We start from the raw sequence: 25,970 nt of genomic DNA, 5'->3' as shown, positions 1-25,970 counted from the left end.
CGCCGAGAGTAGTCACATCGCGAACGACCGCTCGGGTCGGTCGCTTCACACAGCAAGGCAAGGAGTACCACCATGGCACCCACCCTGAACCCCAAGAACTGGGTCGCGATCGGCGCCGCGAGCGCCCTCAGCCTCGGCGTTCTCGCCGGTGGCGCCGCCACGGCCGCCAGCGCGATTCCGCTGTTCACCGGCACCGGCACCGGCGACCGCGCCGACGCCGCCGACGTGAAGGGCAACGGCACCGGCAGCGCCGACGTCACCTTCGGCGTCACGAGCGACTCGATCGTCACCCCGTCACCCGCCAGCACGATGACCCCCTCGCCGGTCTCGACCCAGTCGCCGGTGAGCCCGGTATCGCTGCCGTCGCCGATCAGCCCGATTTCGGCGCAGTCGGCGCCGTCGCCGGTCAGCCCCGTGTCGGTGCCGTCGCCCGCGAGCCCCGCCTCGCCGGCCAGCGTCGCCTCGCCCGCCAGCGTTGACTCGCCGGCGAGCGTCGACTCGGTCGACTAACACAGCAAAGTCGACCGTTCCAGCGTCGTTCGGGGGAACGACGCGACGTGCGAGCCCCGGTTCCGCCGATATTCGGGCGGCGGAACCGGGGTTCTTTTTGTGTGCGCACGACCCCGCACGCGGACGCGACGACCGGTGCGCAATACTCAGGCAGTGAGCCCCCGCACCCGCCGCACGCCCGCCACCCCGGTCGCGCTCGCCGTCACGGCGATCCTCTCCGTTCAATTCGGAAACGCCATCGCCGGGGGCACCTTCAGCGAGGTGGGCAGTCTCGGGGCGGCGACCCTGCGTTTGGTGCTCGCCGCGAGCATCCTGATGCTGGTGATTCGGCCCCGCATGCGCGGCTGGAGCCGCCGCACCTGGGCGGGAGTCCTCCTGCTCGGCGTGGGCCTCGGCGGCATGAACGCGCTCATCTACCTGGCGATCGAACGCATCCCGATCGGCGTCGCCGTCACCATCGAACTGCTCGGGCCCCTCGCCGTCGCCGTCGCCGGAACTCGGCGCGCCCGCGACCTCGCCTGGGTCGCCCTCGCCGCCGTCGGCGTGCTGCTGCTCGGCATCGACCGCGGCGGCGCCCTCGCCCTCGACGGCGCCCTCTACGCCGCCGCGGCCGCCGCCTTTTGGGCGCTCTACATCGTCGCCTCGGCCCGCCTCGGCGCCACGAGCGACGACCGCCCGGCCCCGCGCGGGGTTGACGCGCTCGCCGTCGCCATGGTCGTCGCGGCCGTCTTCGTCGCGCCCTTCGGGGCCACGCAGGCGACGGATGCTGTTGTCGCCAACCCCACGCTCGTCGCGGTCTTCGCCGGCATCGCCCTCATGACGTCGGCCGTGCCGTACGCGCTCGAATTCATCGCGCTGAAGACCATGCCGACCCGGGTGTTCGGCGTGCTCTCGAGCCTCGGGCCCGCGGTCGCCGCGCTCGCCGGGCTGGTCGTGCTCGGGCAGGTGCTGTCGGTACTGCAACTCGTCGCCGTCGCCGCGGTGATCGTCGCGAGTGTCGGCGCGGTCGTCAGCGCGCGGCAGTCCCGCGACCGGCCGGCGGTCGTCCTCCCGCTCGACTGACCGCGATCGCCGCGGCCCGCATGCCCTGAGCGGCGGCCGCGCGAACATCCTGACCGGTCGCCAACGCCACGAGCACACCGGCACCGAAGGCATCGCCCGCGCCCGTCGAGTCGACGGTCGGCACCTCGTCGACCGCGATCTCGTGCACGACCCCCGACTGTTCGGCAACGATGACGCCGCGCGCGCCGTCGGTCAACATAACGAGCGGTGCCACGTCGAGTAGCACAACAGCGGCGTGCGCGGCCGGCGCCTCGGGCTGGCCGATGAGCAGCCGCGCCTCGGCGAGATTCGGCAGCAGCAGGTCAACACCGGTCACCGCACGCCGGAACGCGGCGGGCCCGTAGTCGCTGATAAAACCGACCGAACCGGGGTCGAGCGAGACCTTAACGCCATGCTCGCGGGCGCGCGCAATCAGCCGCGCAACGTCGTCGGCCGTGAAGGCATTGACGAGGCCGTAGCCCGTGAGGTGCAGAACGCTGGCGCGCTCGAGCAGTTCGTCGGTCACGCTCGCCGGGTCGAGCTCGTCGTTGGCACCGCGGTCGGTGAGCATGGTGCGCCGCTCGCCCTCGGCGATGATCACGATCGTGCCGGTGCCGCGGGTGGTCGACTCGGCGAGGTGTGCCGTGACCCCGGCCTCGGCGAAGATGCGCCGGTGAGTTTCGGCGTCGCCCGCCCCCACGCGACCGACAAAGTCGACGGGCACGCCGTGCCAGCCGACCCAGGCCGCCGTGTTCGCGGCCGAACCGCCGGGCGTCGCGATGATGGTCGACGCGGTGTCGGTGTCGGGGCGCAACTCTTCCGACGGCAAGACGACGATGTCGTTGATGACGTCGCCGACGACGAGGATGCGCGGGGCGTCGTCGCTCACGGCCGTCGCGCCGCCCAGGCGGTCGCGATGCGCCCCGCCGTCGCCACGTTGTTGCGGGCCAGGTCAAGGTTGACCTCGAGGCTGCGGCCGTGCGAGGCCTCGACGATGTAGCCGAGCAGGAAGGGCGTCACGGCCTTGCCACGCACGCCCGCATCATCGGAGGCGGCGAAAGCCTGCGCGAGCACGCGGTCATGCTCGGCCGGGTCCCACTGCTGCTCGCGCGGAATCGGGTTCGCCACGACGATTCCCTGACGATGGCCCAGCGCGTCGTGGGCCGCCATGATCGCGGCGACCTCGTCGGCCGTCTCGACCGACCAGTCGAGCGTGAACGCGCTCTCGCGCAGCCAGAAAGCGGGAAATACGGTGGTGCCAAAGCCGACCACCGGGATGGAGAAGGTCTCGAGCCGTTCGAGCGTCGCCCCAATGTCGAGCACGCTCTTCACCCCGGCCGAGACGACCGTGATGGGCGTCTCGGCGAGAATCGACAGGTCGGCCGACTCGTCGAACGACTCGCTCGCGCCGCGGTGCACGCCGCCGAGCCCGCCCGTCGCGAAGACGCGGATGCCCGCCTTCGCCGCGAGGTGCGCGGTCGCCGCGACCGTCGTCGCACCGCTCGCGCCGCGACCGGCGAGGACGGCCAAGTCACGCACGCTGGCCTTGGCCAGCTCGTCTTCGGCGATGCGGCGCACGCCCTCGGCGTCGAGGCCGATCTGCGCAACGCCGTCGAGCACCGCGATCGTAGCGGGCGTGACGCCCTGCTCGCGCAGGATCGCCTCGAACTCGATCGCCGCCTCGTGGTTGCGCGGCCGCGGCAAGCCGTGGCTGATGATGGTCGACTCGAGGGCAACGACGGGGCGCCCGGCGTCGAGCGCCTCGGCCACCTCGGGTGCGAGCTGCAGTGCGGTCACGCGCTCACCCTAGCGCCGGGGCGTGAGGAACGAATCGGTGACAGGTGTGGTTCAGGCCGCGAGTGTGAGCGGCTCGGTTAGCTTGGCTTCGAACTCGATGAGCGTCAAGCCGCCGAGGGTGTCCTGCGCGCGCTGACGGTGATACTTCCGCTCGATCCATACGACGATCGCGAGCCGCAGCTCCTGCCGTGTGCCCCAACGGTGCTGGTTGAGCACGTTCGTCTGCAGCAGTGACCAGAACGACTCCATGGCCGCGTTGTCCCCTGCGGCGCCGACGCGTCCCATCGATCCGACCATGTCGTGGCGGCGCAGCTCGCGGGCCATCGCCCGGCTCCGAAACTGACTACCCCTATCGGCGTGCAGGATGCAGCCGGCGACCTCACCACGGCGGGCGACGGCGTTGCGGACGGCGTCGACGGCGAGCTGCGCGGTCATTCGGTCGGAGATCGAGTAGCCGACAATCCGGTTGGAGAACACATCCTTGATCGCGCAGCAATAGAGCTTGCCTTCGCCTGTCCAATGCTCCGTGATGTCCGTGAGCCAGACCCGGTTCGGTGCATCAGCGCGGAACACGCGCTGGACGTGGTCGTCGAACACGGGCGGCCCGGCCTTCTAGCCCTTCCGGCACCTTCGACGTTGGGCGGACGAGAGGATCCCGGCCTGCGAGCACAGCTTCCACGCCGTCCGCCGGCTCATCCGCCACCCCGCTCGACGGGCTTCGTCGGCGAGGTATCGGTAACCGAACGTTGGGTCGTCGTGGTGCGCGTCATGCAACGCGTTGATCCGATACGCGCGGAGCACGTCGGCAGCGCGGACGGGGTCGTTGCGCCACCGGTAGTAGGGCTGTCTTGCGAGCTTCAGAACCCGGCACGACACCGTCACGGGGATCCCCGCATCGGCGAGCTCAGATACGAGCGGGTACGTCATTTTGGGGAGCCACCGAGGCGCAGATTCGCCTGCGACAGATACGCCGCCGCACGTCGCAGCACCTCGTTCTCCTGCTCAAGCAAGCGGATCCGCTTTATTAACTCCCGGGCCTCCGCGGCATCGGCGGCGGTCTGACCGGGACGGTTGCCTTCCTCGACATCGGCTTGACGCAACCAGTTCTGCAGCGTCGCCTCACTGATACCAAGATCGGTGGCGATCTGTTTGATGGTGACGCCGCTCTCACGGCTACGAGCGACCGCGACGACGTCCTCGCGGAACTCTCTGGGATAGGGACCGGGCATGATGACATCCTCCCCGCCAGCGCCCTGCGGCACTAACGATCAGTTGTCACCAGTTCGTTCCTCACGCCCTATCGGTCACACGCCTGGCGAGACGCCTGCCGGCAACTCGGGATCACGCCGAAACGGACCCGCCCCTATCGGCCGCAAACCAACGGCAAGATCGAACGGTTCCACCGGACCATGGCCGACGGGTGGGCATTCACGAAGCACTACAACTCCGAATCAGCCCGCAGAGCCGCCCTCCCCGCATGGTTGCATCACTACAATCACCACCGGCCCCACACCGCCATCGGCAAGGTTCCACCCATCAGCCGGCTAAACAACCTGCCTGGGCACTAAAGCTAGGACACCGGCTACAGGCATGGCGATAGGTCAGGAACGGCGTCGCTCCCTGCGCAGGAGGGAGCGCAGAGTCTCGGCGTTCGCGTAGCCGACTCGTAGCGCGATCTCGGCGGAGGTGAGGTCCGTGGTTGCTGAGAGGTGCCGAGCTCGTTCGATGCGAAGCCGTTGGACGAAGCCGAGCGGAGTGAGGTTGAGCGCCGCACGGACTCGTCGTTCGAGGGTGCGCCGGCTGGTGCCGAGCGACTGCGAGACGAAGGCGACGTTGAACGGTTCGTCCAGGCGGGCGCGCACGAAGCGTTCGAACTCGACGACGATCGGGTCCTCGTGCCGGAGATGTTCGTAAGCGACGAAGGCCGCCTGCGACGGGCGCTCGTCGATGAGGAGGAGCTTGGCGACATGTTGGGCCAGGTCGGGGCTGATCGATCGCACGAGTGAGAGCGCGAGGTCGATGTGGGCGAACGCGGCGCCGGCGGTGACGAGGTTCCCGTCGACCACGACCATGGTGTCGAGATCGAGGGCGACGGTCGGATAGCGCTTCAGGAACTCCGGCCCCAGGAACCAGCTGGTCGTCGCCCGCCGATGATGCATCCGTCCGGTCTCGGCGACAGCGAACACGCCGGTGCACGCCGCGGCGATCCGGGTGGTCGCCTCGTCGAGGCGCCCGAGCGAGGCGATGACCGAACGAGCATCTCGGCTCTGGAGGGCGTCGTTGGTAGCGGCGGCCGTAAGGGTCCCAAGAGCAGGGACGACGACCACGTCGAACTCTGCGGACTCCGACAGCGGGTGGTCCACCGACAGGGTCATCGATGCCGTCGTGGTCACTCGCCGTTTCGGTCCGAGGATGGCGAGTTCGATCGGGTCGATCCGCGGGTCGACATCGCCGCGGGCTCCGTCGGCCACCCGCACGATGTCGATGATCGACGCGATAGCCGAACCGAAGCAGCCGTCGATCGCGATCAGTCCGATACGCATGACGTAAACAATAGCAATACTGCCGTATACGCCACTCCCCACCGGCCCGCGCTCGTCATACGCTGAACTCGTCCCACGAAGAACCCCGACGTCAAGGAGAGTCCCTCATGTCCACACCCGCATCACTTCCGTATGCCTTCGTCGCCAAGATCGTCGCGGCCGATGGACAGCACGACGCGCTCGCCGAACTGCTCGCCGGCGCTGTCGCACTCGCCAACGAAGAAGTAGGAACGATTGTCTGGTTCGCGGTCAGGACCCACGCCGACACCTTCTGGATCTTCGATGCATTCCCCGACGAGGCCGCTCGCGACGCCCACGCCAACGGCGCCATCGTCGCAGCCCTGATGGCCAACCAGCACCTCCTCGGCGCAGCACCCGAGATCCTGGCGGCCGACGTCCTCGCGTCCAAGCTCCCGTAGTCCGCCAACGCACGAGACGATCGCGCCCCGCCGAGCCGTCGCCAGGTCGCGACGCAACGCCACGCTGCGTTGCCGAGCGGTGCGAGGCCTATCGGCACACGGACAGGATGCCGGCCGCGAGCGCTCAGCCGGCGAGGGGTCCGTCGCAGAGGAGAGCGACGTCGGTGTCGGGTAGAGCCGTGAGGCCAGCGCATCGCGCGACCACCAGAACGGTTCGCCGGAGCCGCCTGTCGGAATCGAACCGACGACCTAATCACGTCGGCTTTGCGTCTATCGCTTGATGCGCCCACTGGGCGAACGAGCCGCTGACCTGCGCAAACGCCGAGCGTGGAGGACGCCGCCACCCGGTGGTGACCGACGACGACCGACCAGTACCGACCGTTTCACCGGAGCTTGCGGCGGCGTCGAAGCCGAGCAAGCTCCATTCTTTTAGCTCACCGCGCCCTCCTCCTCGCCGGTCCCGTCGTCGGCGAAGACGTTTCAGGGGTCTTCTCAGATGACGGTGTAGGTCGGCCGGGCGCGTCGGTCCGCAGGGAGACGTCGAGGTCTCCCGACGACGGAGGTTCCTACGCCATCCGTCCGAAAGACCTCGACGTGACCGACGCTACCCCGCCGGCCGGCTTCGGCCGCCCTGACCTGACCGCCTTCGCTCGACTCGACGGCCTCGGTCTGAGCGTGGCCGGACAACGACTTGAGCCGGATCGTGCGGTCCTCGCGTGCCGCGTGGTGGAACCAGATCAGTGGTGCCGACGGTGCGGCAGCGAAGGCGCTGCTCGTGACACCGTGATCCGGCGGTTGGCCCACGAGCCGCTGGGCTGGCGACCGACCGTCCTGGAAGTTGTAGTGCGCCGCTACCGCTGTGCCGACTGCGGACACGTGTGGCGCCAAGACACCAGCGCCGCCGCGGAGCCACGCGCGAAGCTCTCGCGCACCGGGCTGCGGTGGGCGCTGGAAGGGATCGCGGTCGCACACCTCACCGTCGCACGTGTCGCCGAGGGACTCGGGGTCGCGTGGGACACCGCCAACAACGCGGTCCTGGCTGAAGGCAAGGGGCTGCTGATCAACGACCCCACGCGGTTCGAGGGCGTGAAGGTCATTGGCGTCGATAAGCACGTCTGGCGCCACACCAGGCGTGGCGACAAGTACGTCACCGTGATCATCGACCTCACCCCGGTCCGCGATGGCGCCGGCGCAGCAAGGCTGCTGGACATGGTCGAGGGCCGGTCGAAGGCGGCGTTCAAGACCTGGCTCGCCGACCGCGACGACGCCTTCCGTGACGCGGTCGAGGTGGTCGCGATGGACGGCTTCACCGGGTTCAAGACCGCCGCTGCAGAGGAGATCCCGGACGCGGTCACGGTGATGGATCCCTTCCACGTCGTGCGCCTGGCCGGTGACGCCCTCGACAGGTGCCGGCGCCGGGTCCAACTCGCGATCCACGGGCACCGTGGGTTCAGGGACGACCCGCTCTACAAGTCGCGGCGCACGCTGCACACCGGCGCGGACCTGCTCACCGACAAGCAGAGCGACAGGCTACGCGCGCTGTTCGTTGATGACGCTCACGTCGAGGTCGAGGCGACCTGGGGTGTCTACCAGCGCATGATCGCCGCCAATCGCCACGAGGACCGGCAACGTGGCCGCGAGCTCATGGAGAAGCTGATCACCGACCTCAGCGCCGGCGTCCCCAAGGTGCTCACCGAGCTCACCACCCTGGGCCGGACCCTGAAGAAGCGAGCCGCTGACGTGCTCGCCTACTTCGAACGACCCGGCACCAGCAACGGGCCGACCGAGGCGCTCAACGGACGGCTCGAACACCTGCGCGGCTCCGCACTCGGGTTCCGCCACCTGACCAACTACATCGCCCGAAGCCTGCTCGAGACCGGCGGCTTCACACCCCAACTCCTACACCCCCGATTGGGATGAGCCGTCAATCCGCCTAGTGCTCAGCGGTGCGTGAACCGGGGCTCGCGCTTCTCGATGAAGGCGCGCATCCCTTCTTTCTGGTCGTCGAGGGCGAAGCCCGCGTGGAAGACGCGGCGCTCGCGCGCGACCCCCTCGGTCAGGGTCGAATCGAAGGCCGCGTCGACCAGCTCGGTGGCGGCCTGCAGCGCCGGCAGCGACTTCGCGGCGATGCCCGCGGCCATGGTGAGCACGTCATCGAGCAGCTCGGCGGCGGCGACCACACGCGCGACGAGACCGGCGCTTTCGGCCTCGCGGGCATCCATCATGCGGCCGGTGAGAATCAGTTCCATCGCCTTCGCCTTGCCGACGGCGCGGGTGAGTCGCTGGGTGCCACCCATGCCCGGCACGACGCCCAGATTGATTTCGGGCTGGCCAAACTTCGCGGTGTCGGCGGCGATGATCACGTCGCACATCATCGCCAGCTCGCAGCCACCGCCGAGGGCAAAGCCGTTGACCGCCGCGATGAGGGGGGTGCGGATGCGCGTGAGCGCGTCCCAGCCCGCGAACAGGTCGCGCGCAGTCGCCTCGGCGTAGCTGAGCTCGGCCATCTCTTTGATGTCAGCGCCGGCGGCGAAGGCGCGGCCCGCGCCGGTCAGCACGATCGCGCCGATGGTCTCGTCGAGATCAAAGAGCGTGGCGGCGGCGACCACCGCATCCATTGCCTGGCGGTTCAGGGCGTTGAGCGCCTGCGGACGGTCAAGGATGATGAGGCCCACCCGGTCGCGGCGACCCGCGACGATGCCCGCGAAAGCGGCTCCCTTGCCGTCGCCGACCGGGTCGAATCCGTCGGGTAGCGCGGTCGCGGGGCGCTCGGCGGGGGTGGCGTGCTCGGCAGGGTCGCTCATCGGGGGCTCCAGTCGGGGGTGTCGAGTCGGGCGCGCTCCGCGTCGGTCAGCGGGGCAAAGAACGACGCGACCCGGTCGGGGTCGACGTCGTCGAGCGTCGGGGGCACCCAGCGCGGCTGCCGATCTTTGTCGACGAGCTGTGCGCGCACCCCCTCAGCGAAGTCGGGTTCGTCGAGCAGTCGCGCGACGACCCGAAACTCTTGCGCGAGGGCCTCGTCGAGGCTCTCGAGGCGCGCGGCGCGGCGCAGGGCCGCGAGGGTGACCGCGAGCGAGGTGGGCGATCGGCCGGCGAGGGCGCGCGCCGCCTCCTGCAGCGACGGGTCGTGGGATGCGCGCATCCGGTCAAGAATGACGGCCGCGTCGTCGCCGGCGTACGCCGCGTCGAGGGCGGCCGCGTGCTCGGCGAGCGCCGCCTCGCCCGCTTCTTCGCCCAGGCTGTTGAGCACCGCGTCGACGTCGGCGGGCTCGGTGCAGCGCTCGAGGGCGTCGAGCAGATCGTCGAGTCGGTCGGAGCCGACCATGACGTCGGCAAGCCCCGCCGCGATCGCGTCGGCTCCGCCGACCATGGCACCGGTAAGCGCGAGGTGCGTGCCCGCCTCGCCGGGGCCGCGGCTCAGCAGCCAACTGCCGCCAACGTCGGGGGTGAAGCCGATGCCGGTCTCGGGCATGCCGATGCGCGTGCGCTCGGTGACGACCCGGTGCGATCCGTGGGCCGAAACGCCCACGCCGCCGCCCAGCACGATGCCGTCCATCAGGGCGACGTACGGCTTCGGGTAGCGCGCGATGAGACTGTTCAGGCGGTACTCGTCGAAGAAGAAGCCGGCGGCCGCCGCCACGTCACCATCCACGACCCGCGCGCGCATCGCCACGATGTCGCCGCCCGCGCAGAAGGCGCGGTCGCCGGCGCCGCGGATCGCAACCACGCGGATGCTGTCGTCGCCCGCCCAGGTGCGCAGCGCATCCCGAATGCCGATGACCATCTCGTGGGTGAGCGCGTTGAGCGCGGCCGGGCGGTTCAGGGTGATGAGGCCAAGGTGGCCGCGAATCTCGACGTCGAGCATGCGACCACGCTAGCGGGCACGAGTGATCGCCCGAGGAACGAGGTACAGGATTGCGCTGATGGCGAGCATGATTGCTCCGGCGAGCCACACCTCGGCTCTCTGTTGCGAAAGAAGCAGGATGCACGACGCGACACCCAGCACCGGAATCGGCGCCCACACGCGGAAGTGCTGGTGATCGACCCGATCGCGCCGCAAGACGAGCACGGCGACGTTTACGGTGATGAAGACGAAAAGGAGCAAGAGGACGACTGTCTCGGCCAGAAGCTCCAACGTGCCGATCGAGGCCAAGATCATCGCCACCACGGTTGTTGCGACGATCGCGACCCACGGGGTCTTCCGGCGCGGGAGAACTCGAGCGAGTACGCCCGGCAGTAGGCCCCGCTCGGCCATTCCGAACGCAAGACGACTCGCCATGATCATCGTCAAGAGTGCGCCGTTTGCCACCGCGATGAGCGCCACGAGGCTGAAAAGCCACGGAGGCACGCCCGCGCCGGTCGACTCGACGACGGCGAGCAACGGCGCACTGGTGTCAGCGAGCTCGTCGCTGGGAAGCGCGATGCCACTCGCGAGAGCAACCAACAGATACAACACGCCTGCCGTGATGAGTGCGCCAAACAGCGCGCGGGGGTACGTGCGCGCAGGGTCGCGAACCTCTTCGGCCACGTTGGCCGACACCTCGAAGCCGACGAACGAATAGAACGCGACGATCGATGCGGCGAGGATCGCAAGCGCGGGCACCGACCCCTCGGGGAAGGTCGTCAGTCGTGCGGCATCGCCGCCCCCGCCCCCCACGAAGATCGCGACAACGACGACAACGAGAACGAGCCCGGACAATTCGAGCACGGTCATGACGACGTTGGCGCCGAGCGACTCGCGAATTCCGCGAGCATTCAGCGCGGCAATAAGGGCCAGAAACACGAGCGCGGAAACGATCGGCGGCACGTCGATAAACACCGTTAAGTAGTCACCCGCGAAAGCCAACGTGAGACCGGCGGCACTGGTCACCCCGGCGGCGAGCATGCTGAACCCCACCAGGAAGGAGACCACGGGTCGACGAAAGGCGCGCTCGGCAAACACTGCGGCGCCGCCCGCTTTCGGGTACTTCGTGACGAGCTCGGCATACGACCCCGCCGTCAAGAGCGCCAGACCTAGGGCAAGCATGATCGGGGCCCAGAGCACGCCACCGACATCGCCCGCGAGGACACCCGCGAGCGCGTAGATGCCCGCTCCGAGAACGTCGCCGAGAATGAAAAGGAACAGCAGCGGGCCCGTGATGGCGCGGCGCAATTTGGTGGGCGGCAGAGCGCTGCCCAACGTCGCCACGTTGGCTCTCGTCGAGCGGCCACGGGCGTCAGCTGTCGCATTGGGCATCCAATGACCGTATGGGGGCGAAGACACCCCCCGCGACCCGTTGACGCGGAGGCAGGTGCACGGTAAGACGCTTGCCCGCTACCACCCACGGGGGATTCACGCACCTGGTGATCTTTGAGCATCCGGTCCTCTTCGCCCGCAATCGCCCGTAATTCGGCGGAAGACGGCACACAGGAACTCACAGCAAAAAGTCAAAACGGTGCCCCCCAAACGGGGTACACGGCTCGGGGGCCAAACCGGCCGACGCCGGGCTCCGGATGGCCCCACGAGTTCGCCGGAAACGACAGGCCGACACCCGGCCGCCGAGCGAACAGCATGGAAGGAAACGGTTCGATCATGAACGCATTCACCACGAAGAAGACCACCGCCAGCGTCGCCGCGCTTGCTGCAGCAGGCCTCCTCGCCGTGGGCGTGGCCATGCCCGCCACCGCGAACACCAGCACGACCGACTCGTCGACCAGCGAGCGCACGTCGACCACTGACACGGCCACGAACATCCTCGACAGCATCGAGGCCGTGCTGAACGGCGGCGACATCACGGGCGGCATTACCGGCGGCGACCCCGCCATCAGCGACAACGCGCTCGGCGGCTCGATCAGCGACCTGGTCGGCGGCATCGCACTCGACTCGCTCGTCGGTGACGTGACCGGCGGCGCGACCTCGGTTGACGGCGTGGTGGGCGACATCACGGGTGGCGACCTCTCGAACGAGAGCCCGGTCGTCGTGGCCCCGAAGACCGGCGACATCGCCTCGGGCACCGAGGTCGGCAACGGCAACGCCATCGGTTCGGGCAACGACGTGAGCGCGCCCATCGGCTCGGGCAACACCACGAACGTTGACCTGGGTGATGTGAACAACGTTGTCTCGGACGTCGTGGACGTGAACAGCCTCGTCGAGGACATCACCGGCTCGGTTGACGTCGACGGCATCATCAGCGACGTCACCGGCTCGCTGACGGGCATCCTCGGCCGCTAAGGCTGACGACACCTCTCCCGCCCGCACGACGGGCGGGTCTCCCCCCAGGAGAATCTCCCCCCACGGAGAAACGACGAAGGCCCCCGCGATACTTCGCGGGGGCCTTCGCACTGCGCGCCCCGAGGGACTCGAACCCCCAACCTTCTGATCCGTAGTCAGATGCTCTATCCATTGAGCTAGGGGCGCACATCGCGTGAGCGACCCCGTGAGCATACCAGCGTCGCAGGGCGGGTGCGAATCGGCGGACCTTCCCCCGATGAGGGTGCTGACAGGCTGTCAATTACTCCCTAGGGTGGGCAAAGCGGAAGGAGGCGCCGGTGGCCGACTCGACCATTGACGATCGCCCGTTCGTCACGCCGGGCGTTACCGCGCGCCTGCTGCAGGGCGCGTTCGCCACCATCTTTCTCGCGGCAACCGTGCTGCTTCTCATCATCGAGGCTCCCCTCGCCGCGAGCGCGCCGAACCTCATCGGTGCGGGCTTCGTCGCCGTCGCCACCCTGCTCATTCTGCTTCCCGGCATCAACGCGCCGAGCTATCAGCCGTGGATGCTCGCCATACCCGGTCTCGATTTCGCGGCTTTTGCGATCATCCGCACCGTGTCGACGGGCGACGGCACGAACCCCATGGTGATGATGCTGACCCTGCCGGCGGTGTGGGCCGGGCTGATGCGGTCGCGCATCGCCCTGGCGACCATCGGGGTGCTGTCTGTCCTCGTCGTCGTGCCCGACATGGTGCTTCTTGCCCGCGGGGAGCTTGGCGAGGCAGACGCGGATCGCGCCGTCGTCTTGATCGTCATGCTTCCGCTCGTGATGATCTTGAGCGCGGTCGCCGCGAACGCGATGGCGTCGATCCTTGCCGATCGGCAGCAGGCGCTGCTCATCGAGCAGACGCGCCGCGCTGAGGCGGCGGGCGCGAGCGAGCGCAGCCGCTTCCTGCTCGACACTGTGCTCGACTCGCTGACCATCGGGGTCATCATCACCGACCCCGACGGCGAACTCATCTTGATGAACAAGGTGCTGCGCGAGAGCCCGGAACTCACGGCCAATGGCGCCGACCCGTGGGAAAGCTACCGCCACGCCCCGGCCTTCGACGCCGACGGCGTCACCCCGCTTGACCCAGACGACATGACCTACACGCGCGTCGTACGAGGCGAAACGGTCATCGACCGAATGATCTGGGTCGGCCCGCCCGGTGGCGCGCAGCGCGCCCTCTCTGTATCGGGTGGCCCCGTTCACACGGCAGACAGCGAGCACATCGCGAACGTGATTCTGATCACCGAGGTCACCGAATTCGTGCGCGCCCTCGAGGCGAAGGACGCCTTCATCGGCACGGTGTCTCACGAGCTGCGCACGCCGCTCACGACCGTCGCCGGGGCGCTCGAGGTCATCATCGAGCAGCAAGAGTCACTTCCCGACGCCGTTGCGCAGTGGCTCCCGGTGCTGCAGCGCAACGTCAGCCGACAAACCGTGCTCGTGCGCGACCTGCTCACCGCGGCGGGCACCCGAACCGGCCCCATGCGACTTGACGTGAGTGACGCCGACCTCGCCGAGATCGCCGCCGACGCCGCAGCCGCGCTCGCCCACGAGATCACGGCCAAACGCCTGACCGTGCACCTCGACCTGCGGTCGGCCCGCGGGCGCCTCGACCCGGTGCGTCTCGCACAGGTGTGCGAAAACCTGCTGTCGAACGCCGTGCGGTACACGCCCGAGGGCGGCACGGTCGCGGTCGTCACCCGCACCGTCGGCGACGAGCTCGAACTCGACGTGCAAGACACCGGCGTCGGAATCTCTGACGACGATCAGCGTCGACTCTTCGACGAGTTCTTCCGCGCCGACTCGGCGCGCGTCTCGGCCACGCGCGGCATCGGCCTCGGACTGTCGATCGTCAAAGCCATCGTCGACGCCCACGACGGCCGCCTGCACGTCGAGAGCACTCTCGGTGAGGGATCGACCTTCACCGTGCGTCTGCCGCGGCGCTAACGCGAGCAGCGCCGTCGGGCCACCCACAGAATCGGAGTACACATGTCAACGGCTGGCCCTCACCCCCGCACCCTGACCGTCGCGCGAATCGTTGGCGCCCTTCTTGTGCTCGCGGCCGGCGGCATCCATCTGTTTCTCGTCCTGACCGGCGCCGGCGGCCTTCTGGGCGTGACGTTCGTGCTCAACTTCGTTGCCGGCCTCGCGCTGGGTGTCGGGATGCTCGTGGCGCCCCGTCGATTCCTGCTCGCCGTCACGGTGCTCGCGCTGCTGTTCATGGTGGCGAGCCTCCTGGCCCTCGCGCTCACGCTCACCGTCGGGCTGCTCGGTGTTCAGCCGGGATGGGACTACCCGCTCATTCGCGAGACGGCGATCATCGAGTCGATCGGTGTGGTCGTTCTGGTGGCCGCCACGGTGATCGCCTGGAGGGATCGGCGCGCAGGCCTCACTCCCCGCCGCTGAATGCCGCGACGAATCGGTCGCGAAAGGTATCCATGCGCCACACCGGGGCGTCGGGTGACGGGCGGAAGCCGAGCTCCCAGCCCCACTCGTGAATGCGCTCGAACACCGTCGAATCCTTCGACAGGATCGTGATGGGCACGTCGGTGTCGGCCGCCTCGCCGCTGACGATGCGCGATGGCTGGTGGTCCCCCACGAGCACCAGAACGAGGTTCGACGGGTCGTAGTTCTCGAGAAACGACAGTGTCGCGCCGAGCGAGTACTCGATGGACTCGGCGTACGCGGCGCGCACGCGCGTGGGATCGGGCCAGATGTCCCCTGATTCGCGCGACTGACCGTCGAAGGCCCCGGGCTCGCCGACGTCCGTCCACGGAACGAGCGGTGGCGTCGGCGTCCACGGCGAATGCGACGAGATGAGACTCATCTGGGCCATGACCGGGGCGTCACCTCGCGACAGCTCGTCGTCGAAAAAGCGCTGCCAGGTGAACTGGTCGGGCACGAGCGCGAACCCGAAAGTGGGCCCGTCAAATGCGAGGGCGCGCCAGTCGAGCATCCGGTCGAATCCATAGAAGGCGGCACCCTCGGGCCACGGCTCGGTGTGCGCGGGCTTGACGGCGACGGTGCGCCATCCCGCGTCGCCGAAGAGACTGCTGAGCGTCAGGCGGTCGCTCGCCAGCAGCGTGTCGTACCGCTGCTGCGAGTCAACCCACGTGCCGCTCTCGAGCGTGCTGTGCGCCAGCCAACTCACGCCGCCAAAGGTCGGCGAGCTGAGGAATGCGCTTTCGGCGCGGTAACCGCTCTGGGTCAACCGTGCCGCGTAGTCGTCGATCGTGCGGCTGATACCCGCCATCGATTCCGCGCCCGAGACGGCGACCTCGCCGTAGCTTTCGACGAACGCGAAGACGACATCTTTGCCCCGAAGTGCATCAAAGAGGTGCTCGGCCGGCTGCTCGGCCAGCGGATCCTTGCGGATGTTTTCGGCGAAGGCTTCCTGATCGCGAATGCTCTGCGTCGTCTCGGCGGCGACCTCGGTGAGCGATCTCAACGGATCAGCCGCGGCGACGGATGCGCCCGTGGTGTGCTGCACCCCGGCGATCGCGAACACACTCCACGCGACGGCCGCCGCAGCCGCCGCGACGCGTCCGCGGCGGCCCGCGTCGGAGACCGTGCGCGCGCATCGCAGAGCACACCACGCGACGCCTGCGACCACGGCGATCGCGAGAACGACGATGAGTGTGGCTGTCATGGCGGCGAGCACCGGCCCCACGACATTCTCGACGACGCCGTAGGCGTTGACGATGGCCCGCCAGTCCTCCGCGGCCGCGAAGCCGCGGTCGATTGTCGCGCGAAACGAGCGATCGAGCACCGCGATGGCGGCGGCGACGACGGTGAGCACGGCGAACCCGGTGGCCACCACGCGTCGGAAGGTGGGGTGAGGCACGACGAGGGTGAGAAGCACGAGAACGATGGCCTCTAACGGCAGTCGGGCGGCGGCCGCTGTACCGCTACCGAGGATCCCGGGAAGAAGGGAAACCCCGATGATGGTCACCCAGGCGAGCACATTCAGCACTGTCGCTCGCGACGAGGGCGCCGGGGGGATGCCGATCTCCGTGTGACCCCCCATGCGGGAATCCTAAGTCGACGACCTGCGCAGTGCCGAGGAACGCGAAAAGCCCCGCCGAAGCGGGGCCTTTTCGTGGCGGAGACGAGGGGATTTGAACCCCTGGTCCCCTTGCGGGGACTCCACCTTAGCAGGGTGGTGCACTCGGCCGGACTATGCGACGTCTCCTGGCGAAAGCCGTCACCACTATAGCCGGTGACGGGATGCCCGCATCACGCGGTCACCGATCGTCACCCCGTCGAAGCGGCTCAGCGAACGACGGAGCAGGTGTTGTCGGCCGCCGTTTGGCCCCGAGCAAAGTCGAGCTCTTCCGGCTCGGCGGGGGCCGGGGACGCACTCGGATCGCTCGGCGCGGCCGGCTCGTCGCTCGGTGCCGGCGTCTCGCCGCCCGCCTCGCTCGACGGGGTGGGCTCGGGGCTCGGCTCGGCGTTCGGGTCGGGCACGATCTCGGTACCGTTGCCCGTCGGGTCGTCGGCGAGCGTGAAGCGCTCGCCCGCAAGAATCTTTGCGAACAGCGCGTCAGCATCCGCCTCGATGGGAACAGCGCGGCCCGCCCCGTTGGTCGTCGCGGGGTACTGCACGAAGACGATGTTCTCGCGCGGAATTTCGGCGAGCACGCGCGCCATCGAGACCATCGTGTCGAGGCTCGTGAGCCCGCTCGACAGACGCATGTTGTCGGTCGCTACCTGCGCGAGGCCGTAGAGCGCTGCGGGGTTCGTCAGCGTCCCGCCGTCTTGCAGCTTGCGAATCAGCGAGGCCATGTACTGCTGCTGCGAGCCGATGCGGCTGAAGTCGCTGCCGTCACCGACGCCGTAGCGAGTGCGCAAGAACTGCATGGCCTGGAAGCCCTCGATGGTGTTGGTGCCGGCGTTCGGCAGGTCGAGGCCGGTGTAGCGGTCGTACAGCGGCTCGGTGATGCAGATGTCGACGCCGCCGACGGCCGTCGACATGGCGGCGACGCCCTCGAGGCTGATCGAGGCCGAGTAGTCGATCGTCAGGCCGGTGAGCTCTTCGGCGGTGAGCACGACGCAGTTCATGCCGCCGTGGCCGTACGCCACGTTGAACTGCTGCGCCGACATGGCCGAGTACGAGCCCTCGCCGTCTTCGCGCGGGCACGCGGGGATCGGCACGATGAGGTCACGCGGAATGCTGATCACGACGGCCGACTGCTGGTCTTCGGCCACGTGCACCAGCAGGTTCGCGTCGTTCAGCGTCGCGTCGCGCTGCCCGGCGTCGAACTGCCCCTCCGCGTTGTCGAGGGCAGAAAGCATGACGTTGAAGCCGCCCGGCCAGTCACCGACGGTGGGAATCGCGCGAACGTTGCCATCGGCGTCGACCAGCACGTCTTCTTCGATGTTCGAGGCGAAGCGCCACGAGACGATGCTCGCGAGCGCCGTGCCCGAGACGAGCACGACCGAGAGCGCGGCGGCGACGATCGCCAGCAGGCTGCGCCACCAGCGCGGGCGAGGGAGGCGACCGTGGCGGATGCGCGCCGTCGGCAATGAGCGCAACGCGCGATCACGAATCAGCTCGGTCATCGACCCCTCCCCCGGGCTCAGGCGAACAGCCGAGTGGCGGAGGGCGTGGGATTCGAACCCACGAGACATTTCTGCCCACTGGTTTTCAAGACCAGCTCCATCGGCCGCTCGGACAGCCCTCCTTGGACATCAGCCGCCCAGTCTAGCCGACACAGTGTCATTTCGGCCGGGCGAGGGTGCTATGCAGCGACTGTGAGCTGCGCGAGCGCCGTCGCGAGACCGTCTTCGCGATCAGTGCCGGTCACCTCAGTGGCGACGCTCGACACCTCGGGCGGGGCCTGGCCCATCGCGACCGCACGCCCTCCGACGGAGGCGGCCCACGTCAGCATCTCGATGTCGTTGCGGCCGTCACCCGCGACGACGACTCGCTCGCCGGGTACGCCGAGCGTCTCGGCAACCCACGCGAGCGCCGTCGACTTGTTGACGCCGTCGGGCGCGATATCGAGCCAGGCCGTCCAGCCGACGTTGTAGCTGACCTGGTGCAGGCCCATCAGCTCGACCGCGGCGAGAAACTCATCCATCGCGTGGCCGGGCGAGATGACGACCACGCGCGTGGCCGGCTCGCTCATCAGCTGGTCGAACGGCACCTCTTCGGTGTTGGCCCCGAGCGCGCCATCAGGGAACCGCCCGGCATAGCGGTACATGCCGGTCTCGTCTTCGACGGCATAGTTCGCCTGCGTCAAGTGCGGTCGGATGCTCGTCAAGACCGCCGACGGATCAAACGTCTCAACACGGTGCCGCCGGTACCCGGTCGGCGCGTGCTCGTCGCGCTTCAGCGTGATCGCGCCGTTCGAGCACACGATGTACTCGGGGCAGATGTCGAGGCGGTCGAGCACCGGCAGGGTCATCGAGACCGAACGGCCAGTGGCGAGCGTCACCTCGTGACCGAGGTCGCGCAGCCGCTGCACCTCGGCCACCACGGCGGGCGACAGCGTGCCGTCTTCGTGCAGGATCGTGCCGTCAATGTCGAGGGCAACGAGGTGCGCGTTCGAACCGAGCTCGCGGGTCATCGGGTGGGCTCCAGAATCTCGAGGCCCCGCAGGTAGGGGCGCAGCGGTTCAGGCACGATGACCGAGCCGTCGGCCTGCTGGTGGGTTTCGAGAATGGCCACGAGCCAGCGGGTCGTCGCGAGCGTGCCGTTGAGGGTGGCGACCGGCGCCGTCTTGCCGCCCGCCTCACGGCGGAAACGCGTGTTGAGGCGACGCGCCTGGAAGGTGGTGCAGTTGCTGGTGCTCGTCAGCTCGCGATACGCGCCCTGCGTCGGCACCCATGCCTCGACATCGAACTTGCGGGCCGCGCTCGAGCCGAGGTCACCGGCGGCCGTGTCGATGACGCGATAGGCGAGACCGAGCGATTGCAGCATCCCTTCTTGCAGGGCAAGCAACGCCTCGTGCTCGGCCACCGCGTTGGCGGGGTCGATGTAGCTGAACATCTCGAGCTTCTGGAACTGGTGCACGCGGATGATGCCTCGGGTGTCTTTGCCGTGGCTGCCCGCCTCGCGGCGGTAGCAGGTCGACCAGCCGGCGTAGCGGGCGGGGCCCTGAGCGACGTCGATGATCTCGTCGGAGTGGAACCCGGCGAGCGCCACCTCACTCGTGCCCGTCAGGTACAGCTCGTCGTCGGCGAGGTAGTAGACCTCGTCGGCGTGCGCCCCGAGGAAGCCCGTGCCCTGCATGATTTCGGGCTTCACGAGCGTCGGCGTAATCAGCGGGGTGAAGCCCGCGTCGAGCGCCGTGTCGAGCGCGTAGTTCATGAGGGCGAGCTCGAGGCGGGCGCCGACGCCAGTCAGAAAGTAGAAGCGGGCGCCCGAGACCTTCGCTCCGCGGCCCATGTCGATGGCGCCGAGCGTCTCACCGAGGGCGAGGTGGTCGCGCGGCTCGAAGTCAAACGACGGTTTCTCGCCGACCTCGCGCAGGGTAACGAAATCGTCTTCGCCGCCCGGAGGAACCCCGTCGATAATGATGTTCGGGATGCTCGTCATCGCGGCATCGAAAGCGGCTTCCGCCTCGTTCGCGACGCTCTGCGCCTCTTTCACGCGGGCAGCGAGCTCTTGCACCTGCGCGACGAGCGCGGCCTTCTCGTCTTTCGGCGCCTTCGCGACGGTCGCCCCGAACGCTTTCTGCTCGGCCCGGAGCGTCTCGAACGCGCTGATCGCGTCGCGGCGAGCCCGGTCGGCCGCGATGGCGGCATCAACCACGTCAACCGACGCACCGCGCGCCCTCTGCGACTCGCGGATCAGTTCGGGGTTTTCGCGCAGCAGTTGGGGGTCGATCACGCGCTCTAGTCTGGCACGCGGTCGCCGAGGGCCGCCCGGCCAGCCGCGCACCGGCTGAGTGAACACCGAACGAATTTCCCTCGGCACAGGCATAGTCAATGGGCATACGCTGAGCGGCATGTCGCCCGCCTCGCGCTCCGATCAGCGCCGCATCGCCGTCGTGTACAACCCGATCAAGATCGATGCCGAGAAGCTGCGCGCTGCCGTGGCCGAACGCGAGGCCGAACACGGCTACGCGCCCACCCTGTGGCTCGAGACCACGGAAGACGAGCCCGGCCAGAACCTCGCCCGGCAGGCGGCGAAAGACAAGGTGGATGCGGTGCTCGTCGCGGGCGGGGACGGCACCGTCCGCGCCGCCAGCGAGGGCCTCATCGACTCGGGGCTGCCGATGACCCTGCTTCCGGCCGGCACGGGCAACCTGCTCGCCCGTAACCTCGGCATCTCGGTGAACCGCATGGACGAGGCCGTCGACACGGTCTTCGACGGCGACGACCGGGCGATCGATGCGGGAATCGCCACGATCATCCGCACCGACGGGGCGACCGAAGAGCACGCCTTCATCGTCATGATCGGCATTGGCATCGACGCGAAGATGATCGCCGCCACGAACCCCGAGCTGAAGAAGCGCGTGGGCTGGCTCGCCTACGTCGAAGCCATCGCTCGCATCGTGCGCGACGTCGACGCGGTGCGCCTCACCTACACGCTCGACGGCTCGTCACCGCGCACGACCTCGGTGCACACACTCATCGTCGGCAACTGCGGAGCGCTGCCCGGTGGTGTGCTGCTCATGCCCGACGCCGTCATCGACGACGGGCTGCTCGACATCGTCGGAATGCGGCCGCGCAACTTCGCCGGCTGGGTGCGCGTATCGACGGCCGTCTTCTGGGAGAACGGCGTCGTGCGCAAAACCCGCGCCGGGCGCCAGCTGCTGAAGGGCAACAAACCCGTGCGCGGCCTGCGTTACTTCCAGGGACGCCACGCCAGCCTGCGATTCGAAAAGCCCGAAGAGTTTGAAATCGACGGCGAGGGCATGGGCCTCGTCACGGGCGTCGACGTGAAGGTCGCGCCGGGCTCGCTCATCGTGCGGGCACCGAAGAAGAAGTAGGCGCGTTCCCCCGCACCCCGTCCAGCCACGCGCGGGGCGTGCGGCCGGCGCGGTGTCCGTGACACGCGAAACGGGGGTGCCGCACCCGCGACACCCCCGTTTCCTTTATTGCGCTCCGGCTACGCCGCCTGACGCGAGCGGACGGCTCGGGTCGCCGCACCCGCCGCCATCAGACCGAGCGCGAGCAGGAGCATCCACGACAGGTTCCCTGCTCCCGTCGTGGGCAGCGCGCCGGCACCGCCGGACCCGCCTGCACCACCTGTGCCACCGGTGCCACCACCCGTCGCGGCCGCCGCGACGGCAAGGTCGGCCGAGGCCACCTCGACGCCGTCGACGATCGCGAGCAGACGGTAGTCGCCCACCGGGACATCCGCCGGAATCGTCACCGACCCCGACACCTCCCCGTTCTCATCGGCCGTGAACGAGCCGAGCAGAAGCGGGAACTCGACGGCCGCGGGCACGAATGCCGCCGCCGCACCGAACTGCGCAGCCGCGAGCTCGAGACCGAGCGTGTCGAACGTCGCCGGCACGAGCACGATGTCGACCTCGGAGCCGGGCGTGAGGCCCGACAGCTCGATCGGAATCGTGCCGCCCTGCACAACGCTCGGCGAGCCGAGGTCAATCACGGGGCCGGTCGGCGCAGTCGAGGCCTCGGCAACGAACTGGCCGACACCCCAGCGGGCTGTCGACTGGAATCCGGCGCCCGAGGGGTCTGCCCAGTTGCGGATGCCCTGGCGAGCCCCGTTCGCCGCGTCGTTGACCTGGAAGTCGAGACCGTGAACGGTGTCGACCCCCGAGTACGAGAGCATGTCGATCGCGACCTCGACGACGTAACCGCCATCGACGATCGCCGTCTGCGACACAACGCGCGCCTCCTGGAACGGCAGGTCGCCGCCGCCACCGAACGACACCACGTTCTCCGCACTGATGCGAATCTGCGTGTCGTCGTAGCGGTACGAGCCGTTCCTAAAGTTGCCACCGTCGACGTAGATCTCGACCGAGTCCTGCTGCCAGGGGTCGGAACCGTCGAGGTTGACGTCGGGGTCGGCGACCTCCATGAGCACGTACAGCTGCGTGTCGCGCCAGAGCGTCTTGACAGTGGCCGACGCGGTCGCGCCCGCACCCTCAACCTGCTTGCCCGTCTCGACGACGGTCGCGTCATCCCACGCCGCCTCGATGACTCCATCGATCGTCGGGGCAACATCCGCCTCGACCACCTCAACGAAGCTGAGCGGCTCGAGCAACGTCAGCGAACCGAGCACGCCGGGCGAGTTCCACCCGGCACGCACCTCACCGTCGTCGATGACGCGCACGTCGAACGCGACCAGGTCGCCCTCGGCCGGGTCGGTGAGCGGCAGCTCGATGACCGTCGACCAGCCTTCAGCCGACGTCACCTGTGCGTCGGCGCGGGTGACCGTGACCTCGACATCGCCGACCTGTGCCTCGACGGCGTCGCCCGCGTCGACGGTCGCATCCGCGACCTCGACGAGCACGTACAGCGTGTCGTTAGCCCAGCGCGTCTGGAACGTCGCATCCGCATCGATACGGATGTCGGGCATCCGCTGCCACTGACGGTCGGTCGCCGACGTCACCGTCGCGCCGAACGTGTTCGCCGAACGCTGCGGAGCCGGCAGTTCGCCGTTCACCACGCCAAAGTAGGCGGGCTTGCCCTGCAGACGCTCGTCGAACAGCAGCGGGCCACCGCGGTCGGAACGCCAGCTGCGGTTGTCGCTGAGGCCCCACACCGTCGCCGAGAACAGCTGACCGGTCTCGGCGTGGAAGGCGCGGAAGTCCTCGAACGCCGTCTGGTAGAAGTAGCCCTGGTCGATGAACAGTGCCTCCGACTCGGGCGTACCGGTCGTCACGTCGAGCTCGGTGACCGCCTGCTGCAGGCCGAGCGGTGCGAAGCGCTCGAGCGTTGCCCCCAGGTCATCGACCGGGAACGACAGGCTGACGTGCATCTGGTGGCCTACGCCATCCACCGGGACGCCCCGGTCGATGAGACGCTCGAGAAGGTCAAGCATGCGCGTGCCCTTCGGGAACAGCTCGGTGTTGTAGTCGTTGATGAACAACGCCACCGGGCGATCGGCCGACTCGGCCGCGTAGACGTCGTTGAACGCCTCGTCCGCGTACTGGAACGCCAGATCGATGAACTCTTCGCCGAGGACGCGGTACCATTCGCTGCGACGGAGGCCGTCGTCGGTGGTGTTCGAGTCGGTGATGACCTCGTTGACGACGTCGAACGCCACGATGGGGTTCGTGTCGCCGTAGAGGCCGTACTCGTCGGCGTAGAGCTCTGCCACGTTGAAGATGTGCTCGCGCATGCGGTCACGGAGAATCTGCTTGTCCGTGTCCGACGTCGTGAGCGGGGCACCCTCAGTGGTCTGGAAGAAGAACGCCGGGGTCTGTGCGTGCCACACCAGGGTGTGACCCCAGACGCGTAGGTCGTTGTCGCGCGCGAAGTTCATCACCTGGATGGCGTCGGTCGGCGAAATGAACTCCTGCTGACCGTTGTAGAAGGCCTCGGGCTTCATCGAGTTCTCAGCCGTCAGCTGCTCGAAGTGACGCGTGACCGTGCCGGCCTGCGCTCCACCCGTCTCGCGGGAGTCGATGGCGACACCGACGGGGAAGTCGAGCGTGTCCTTGATCGGCAGCAGGTCAGCGACGTCGAGCTGCTCGGCCTGGACGACCTCGATCGCGTCGATGTAGAACGTCGAGGTGTTGCCCGTCGCACCCTGGGCGAAGGCCGTCTCGAAGTACAGCAGTCCGGTACCCAGCGCATTCGGCGGCATCGTGATGGTCGCCTCGACCTGCCGGAACTCGCCGTTAGAGAGCCCCGTGAACTGCGCGATCGTCTGGAAGGCACTGTCTGCCTGGAGGGTCATCCAGATGTCACCGGCCGGCTGGCCGGGGGCAAAACGCACCCACGCGCTCAGCTCGTAGCTGATGCCGGGCAGCAGCGTGTCAATGACGTTGAAACCGATCCCGTCGCCCTGGTTACCGCGGTTGGCGACAACAGCCGACTGCACCCCGTCGTACGCAAACTCGGTGGTGACGTCGACGGTCGGGTCGATGTCGAGATTGCTTGACTGACGCAGAACCCAGCCATCGAGGCCGTCTTCGAAGCTCGTCGACATCGCGTCGATGCGCTCACCCGGTGTTCCCGGGTCGGTGGGCCCCGGGTCGACCGGGTCGCCGCCGTCATCAACCGAGCTGAGCTCGATGTTGTCGATGAAGTACGAGTAGACGTCGGCCGGCTGCTCGGGCCCACCCGTTCCGGGTGCGTTGCCGAGACCGACGTAGATCTTCAGCTCGCCGTTTACCGGTGCTGGCGCCGTGAACGTACCCGTGATGGTCGTCCATTCGTCTGTCGTTACGGTCGCGTCGGTACCGGGCACCGTCGTGAAGCCGGGCACGATGACCAGCTTCGCGGCGCGTTCGCCACCCGACGTTTCCGGAGCGAGACGCACATCCATTGAGACCGTGTACTCGACGCCCTCCTCCAGGAGGCCGGGAACCGTTTCGATTCCATCGAAGTCTTGGTCGCGGTCGGTGACACGCAGCGCGGGGTTGTCACCCACGTTCTCGACGGTCAAGAATTGCGCGGTTGAGCCGTTGACGGGGCCACCGCTTTGACGCCAGTCCCACTCGGCCGGAAGCCCGGCAGAGAAGTCGTAGCTCGAGATCGGTGTGATGACCGGCTCAGTGGGCTCGTCGGCGAGACGCGTGAGCACGAGGTTGTCGACCAGGATCGTGCCGGTCGCGTCGACCTCGAGGTACAGAAGAGAAGCGCCGGTCGCAGGGGTAGTGAACGTTCCTGCGATCGCGGCCCACCCGACGTTGTCGACGGGGGTCTCGGTTTCGGCGATGCGCTGGAACTGCTGCGTCGGGCCAGGGTTCTGAACAAAGCGGGCGACGGATGCGGCGGTTGCCGACGCGGGGAGGCGAACCTCCGCGCTGATCGTGTAGCTCGCGCCCGGCTCAAGCACGCCCGGGGCCGTCTCAATGCCGCGCCACGAGTCAGCGCGGTTGCTGATCTCGAGGGCTTGATCACCCTCGACGTCCACGTAGGCGAACGTGGAACCCCCGCGGGTCTGCCAGGTCGAGCTGATCGGCGACGAGAAGTCGTCGTCACCGATGACCGTGTCTGCGGCAGCAGCGGGAGTCAGAGCGGTGAGGGGGGCGACGATCAGGGCTGCCGCCGCAAACGCAGCGAGGCCTGATCGTGCCCGTCGAGGTCGGAAAGCACGGCGGCCATGTCGCACTGGGCCGGGATCGTGCGCGAAACTTTCGGTGTGGCGATGCCGAGGCATGGCGCTCCTTTGCGCGAGATGGGACGTACCCGCGGAGGATAGGCAGATTGCGCGACGGCAAACAACGGGTTTGTTGGGTTTGCCAACTTACTGTTACCGAGCCGTTACCGAAATGCAATCGAAAGATTTCGACATTGGTCGTGGTCGCGCTCTCACCCCCGT

General features: G+C 68.3%; 19 protein-coding genes, 3 tRNA genes and 2 pseudogenes. 9 read left to right on the top strand and 15 right to left on the bottom strand.

Going from position 1 to position 25,970, the window contains the following annotated elements; translation table 11 throughout:
• Positions 1 to 72 precede the first annotated feature (72 nt).
• Both EV141_RS09190 and EV141_RS09185 read left to right on the top strand, forming a co-directional pair.
• Positions 73 to 510: a hypothetical protein gene (locus EV141_RS09190; RefSeq protein WP_130485648.1), complete on the top strand. Its 438-nt coding sequence runs from the start codon at positions 73 to 75 to the stop codon at positions 508 to 510.
• Between the two features lie 153 nt (positions 511 to 663).
• Positions 664 to 1,572, top strand: a complete 909-nt coding sequence (locus tag EV141_RS09185) for an EamA family transporter (protein ID WP_130485647.1) — start codon at positions 664 to 666, stop codon at positions 1,570 to 1,572.
• Here the strand turns inward: EV141_RS09185 and EV141_RS09180 are convergent.
• The 3 genes and pseudogenes from EV141_RS09180 to EV141_RS09170 form a co-directional block, all read right to left on the bottom strand.
• The gene (locus EV141_RS09180; RefSeq protein WP_157985538.1) at positions 1,520 to 2,440 is read right to left on the bottom strand and encodes a carbohydrate kinase family protein; all 921 of its coding nucleotides are present in this window, start codon (positions 2,438 to 2,440) and stop codon (positions 1,520 to 1,522) included. The two genes, EV141_RS09185 and EV141_RS09180, sit on opposite strands and share 53 nt — an antisense overlap.
• Positions 2,437 to 3,348, bottom strand: coding sequence for a pseudouridine-5'-phosphate glycosidase (locus EV141_RS09175; RefSeq protein ID WP_130485645.1), 912 nt, complete (start codon positions 3,346 to 3,348; stop codon positions 2,437 to 2,439). The genes EV141_RS09180 and EV141_RS09175 overlap by 4 nt, the downstream gene beginning before the upstream one ends.
• 51 nt (positions 3,349 to 3,399) lie before the next feature.
• A pseudogene (locus EV141_RS09170) lies at positions 3,400 to 4,577 on the bottom strand (IS3 family transposase).
• A gap of 69 nt (positions 4,578 to 4,646) precedes the next feature.
• Between EV141_RS09170 and EV141_RS09165 the strand changes: the two are divergent.
• Positions 4,647 to 4,916, top strand: a pseudogene (locus EV141_RS09165) (integrase core domain-containing protein); the annotation flags it as partial.
• Between the two features lie 33 nt (positions 4,917 to 4,949).
• Here EV141_RS09165 and EV141_RS09160 read toward each other — a convergent pair.
• The gene (locus EV141_RS09160) at positions 4,950 to 5,891 is read right to left on the bottom strand and encodes a GlxA family transcriptional regulator (RefSeq protein WP_130485644.1); all 942 of its coding nucleotides are present in this window, start codon (positions 5,889 to 5,891) and stop codon (positions 4,950 to 4,952) included.
• A gap of 107 nt (positions 5,892 to 5,998) precedes the next feature.
• Here EV141_RS09160 and EV141_RS09155 point away from each other — a divergent pair, with 107 nt between their 5' ends.
• Together EV141_RS09155 and EV141_RS09150 are read left to right on the top strand one after the other, a co-directional pair.
• On the top strand, positions 5,999 to 6,310 hold the full coding sequence (locus EV141_RS09155; protein WP_130485643.1) for a putative quinol monooxygenase: 312 nt from the start codon (positions 5,999 to 6,001) through the stop codon (positions 6,308 to 6,310).
• A gap of 594 nt (positions 6,311 to 6,904) precedes the next feature.
• Positions 6,905 to 8,230, top strand: coding sequence for an ISL3 family transposase (locus tag EV141_RS09150; protein ID WP_130485642.1), 1,326 nt, complete (start codon positions 6,905 to 6,907; stop codon positions 8,228 to 8,230).
• Positions 8,231 to 8,250: 20 nt separating this feature from the next.
• On the opposite strand, the gene EV141_RS09145 is transcribed toward EV141_RS09150, so the two are convergent.
• The 3 genes from EV141_RS09145 to EV141_RS09135 are packed head-to-tail and all read right to left on the bottom strand — an operon-like array spanning position 8,251 to position 11,546.
• A complete protein-coding gene (locus tag EV141_RS09145; RefSeq protein WP_130485641.1) occupies positions 8,251 to 9,114 on the bottom strand; it encodes an enoyl-CoA hydratase-related protein in 864 nt (287 codons plus the stop codon).
• On the bottom strand, positions 9,111 to 10,175 hold the full coding sequence (locus tag EV141_RS09140) for an enoyl-CoA hydratase/isomerase family protein (protein ID WP_130485640.1): 1,065 nt from the start codon (positions 10,173 to 10,175) through the stop codon (positions 9,111 to 9,113). The genes EV141_RS09145 and EV141_RS09140 overlap by 4 nt, the downstream gene beginning before the upstream one ends.
• A 9-nt stretch (positions 10,176 to 10,184) precedes the next feature.
• Positions 10,185 to 11,546 (bottom strand): APC family permease, encoded by a 1,362-nt coding sequence (locus EV141_RS09135; RefSeq protein ID WP_130485639.1) that lies wholly within the window; start codon positions 11,544 to 11,546, stop codon positions 10,185 to 10,187.
• A 336-nt stretch (positions 11,547 to 11,882) separates the two neighbouring features.
• Between EV141_RS09135 and EV141_RS09130 the strand changes: the two genes are divergently transcribed.
• Positions 11,883 to 12,521 carry a hypothetical protein gene (locus EV141_RS09130; RefSeq protein WP_130485638.1) on the top strand — a complete coding sequence of 213 codons (639 nt, stop codon included), beginning with the start codon at positions 11,883 to 11,885 and terminating at the stop codon, positions 12,519 to 12,521.
• 113 nt (positions 12,522 to 12,634) lie between these two features.
• Here EV141_RS09130 and EV141_RS09125 read toward each other — a convergent pair.
• Positions 12,635 to 12,707, bottom strand: a tRNA-Arg gene (locus EV141_RS09125).
• A 131-nt stretch (positions 12,708 to 12,838) separates the two neighbouring features.
• Between EV141_RS09125 and EV141_RS09120 the strand changes: the two genes are divergently transcribed.
• Positions 12,839 to 14,500, top strand: coding sequence for a sensor histidine kinase (locus tag EV141_RS09120; RefSeq protein ID WP_130485637.1), 1,662 nt, complete (start codon positions 12,839 to 12,841; stop codon positions 14,498 to 14,500).
• 42 nt (positions 14,501 to 14,542) lie between these two features.
• Positions 14,543 to 14,959, top strand: coding sequence for a hypothetical protein (locus EV141_RS09115; protein WP_130485636.1), 417 nt, complete (start codon positions 14,543 to 14,545; stop codon positions 14,957 to 14,959).
• Here the strand turns inward: EV141_RS09115 and EV141_RS09110 are convergent.
• The 6 genes from EV141_RS09110 to serS all read right to left on the bottom strand — a co-directional run bounded on the left by EV141_RS09110 (position 14,943) and on the right by serS (position 20,390).
• A complete protein-coding gene (locus EV141_RS09110) occupies positions 14,943 to 16,580 on the bottom strand; it encodes a sulfatase-like hydrolase/transferase (protein ID WP_130485635.1) in 1,638 nt (545 codons plus the stop codon). The two genes, EV141_RS09115 and EV141_RS09110, sit on opposite strands and share 17 nt — an antisense overlap.
• A 73-nt stretch (positions 16,581 to 16,653) precedes the next feature.
• Positions 16,654 to 16,745 (bottom strand) — tRNA-Ser (locus EV141_RS09105).
• Between the two features lie 80 nt (positions 16,746 to 16,825).
• A complete protein-coding gene (locus EV141_RS09100) occupies positions 16,826 to 18,115 on the bottom strand; it encodes an LCP family glycopolymer transferase (protein ID WP_157985537.1) in 1,290 nt (429 codons plus the stop codon).
• Between the two features lie 34 nt (positions 18,116 to 18,149).
• Positions 18,150 to 18,237: transfer RNA gene (locus EV141_RS09095), tRNA-Ser, on the bottom strand.
• Positions 18,238 to 18,294: 57 nt separating this feature from the next.
• On the bottom strand, positions 18,295 to 19,125 hold the full coding sequence (locus tag EV141_RS09090) for an HAD family hydrolase (RefSeq protein ID WP_130485633.1): 831 nt from the start codon (positions 19,123 to 19,125) through the stop codon (positions 18,295 to 18,297).
• Positions 19,122 to 20,390, bottom strand: a complete 1,269-nt coding sequence (gene serS, locus EV141_RS09085; protein WP_130485632.1) for a serine--tRNA ligase — start codon at positions 20,388 to 20,390, stop codon at positions 19,122 to 19,124. Before serS ends, EV141_RS09090 begins: the two co-directional genes overlap by 4 nt.
• A 118-nt stretch (positions 20,391 to 20,508) precedes the next feature.
• On the opposite strand from serS, the gene EV141_RS09080 reads away from it, so the two are divergent.
• Complete coding sequence (locus EV141_RS09080; RefSeq protein ID WP_130485631.1) at positions 20,509 to 21,495, top strand: diacylglycerol/lipid kinase family protein; 987 nt, start codon at positions 20,509 to 20,511, stop codon at positions 21,493 to 21,495.
• A 119-nt stretch (positions 21,496 to 21,614) separates the two neighbouring features.
• On the opposite strand, the gene EV141_RS09075 is transcribed toward EV141_RS09080, so the two are convergent.
• The gene (locus EV141_RS09075) at positions 21,615 to 25,808 is read right to left on the bottom strand and encodes an endo-1,4-beta-xylanase (RefSeq protein ID WP_130485630.1); all 4,194 of its coding nucleotides are present in this window, start codon (positions 25,806 to 25,808) and stop codon (positions 21,615 to 21,617) included.
• Between the last annotated feature and the right edge of the window lie 162 nt (positions 25,809 to 25,970).

Origin of the sequence: Microcella putealis (assembly GCF_004216575.1) — a bacterium.
GTDB classification, from domain to species: Bacteria; Actinomycetota; Actinomycetes; order Actinomycetales; family Microbacteriaceae; genus Microcella; species Microcella putealis.
This window is presented reverse-complemented; position numbering and strand designations above follow the sequence as displayed.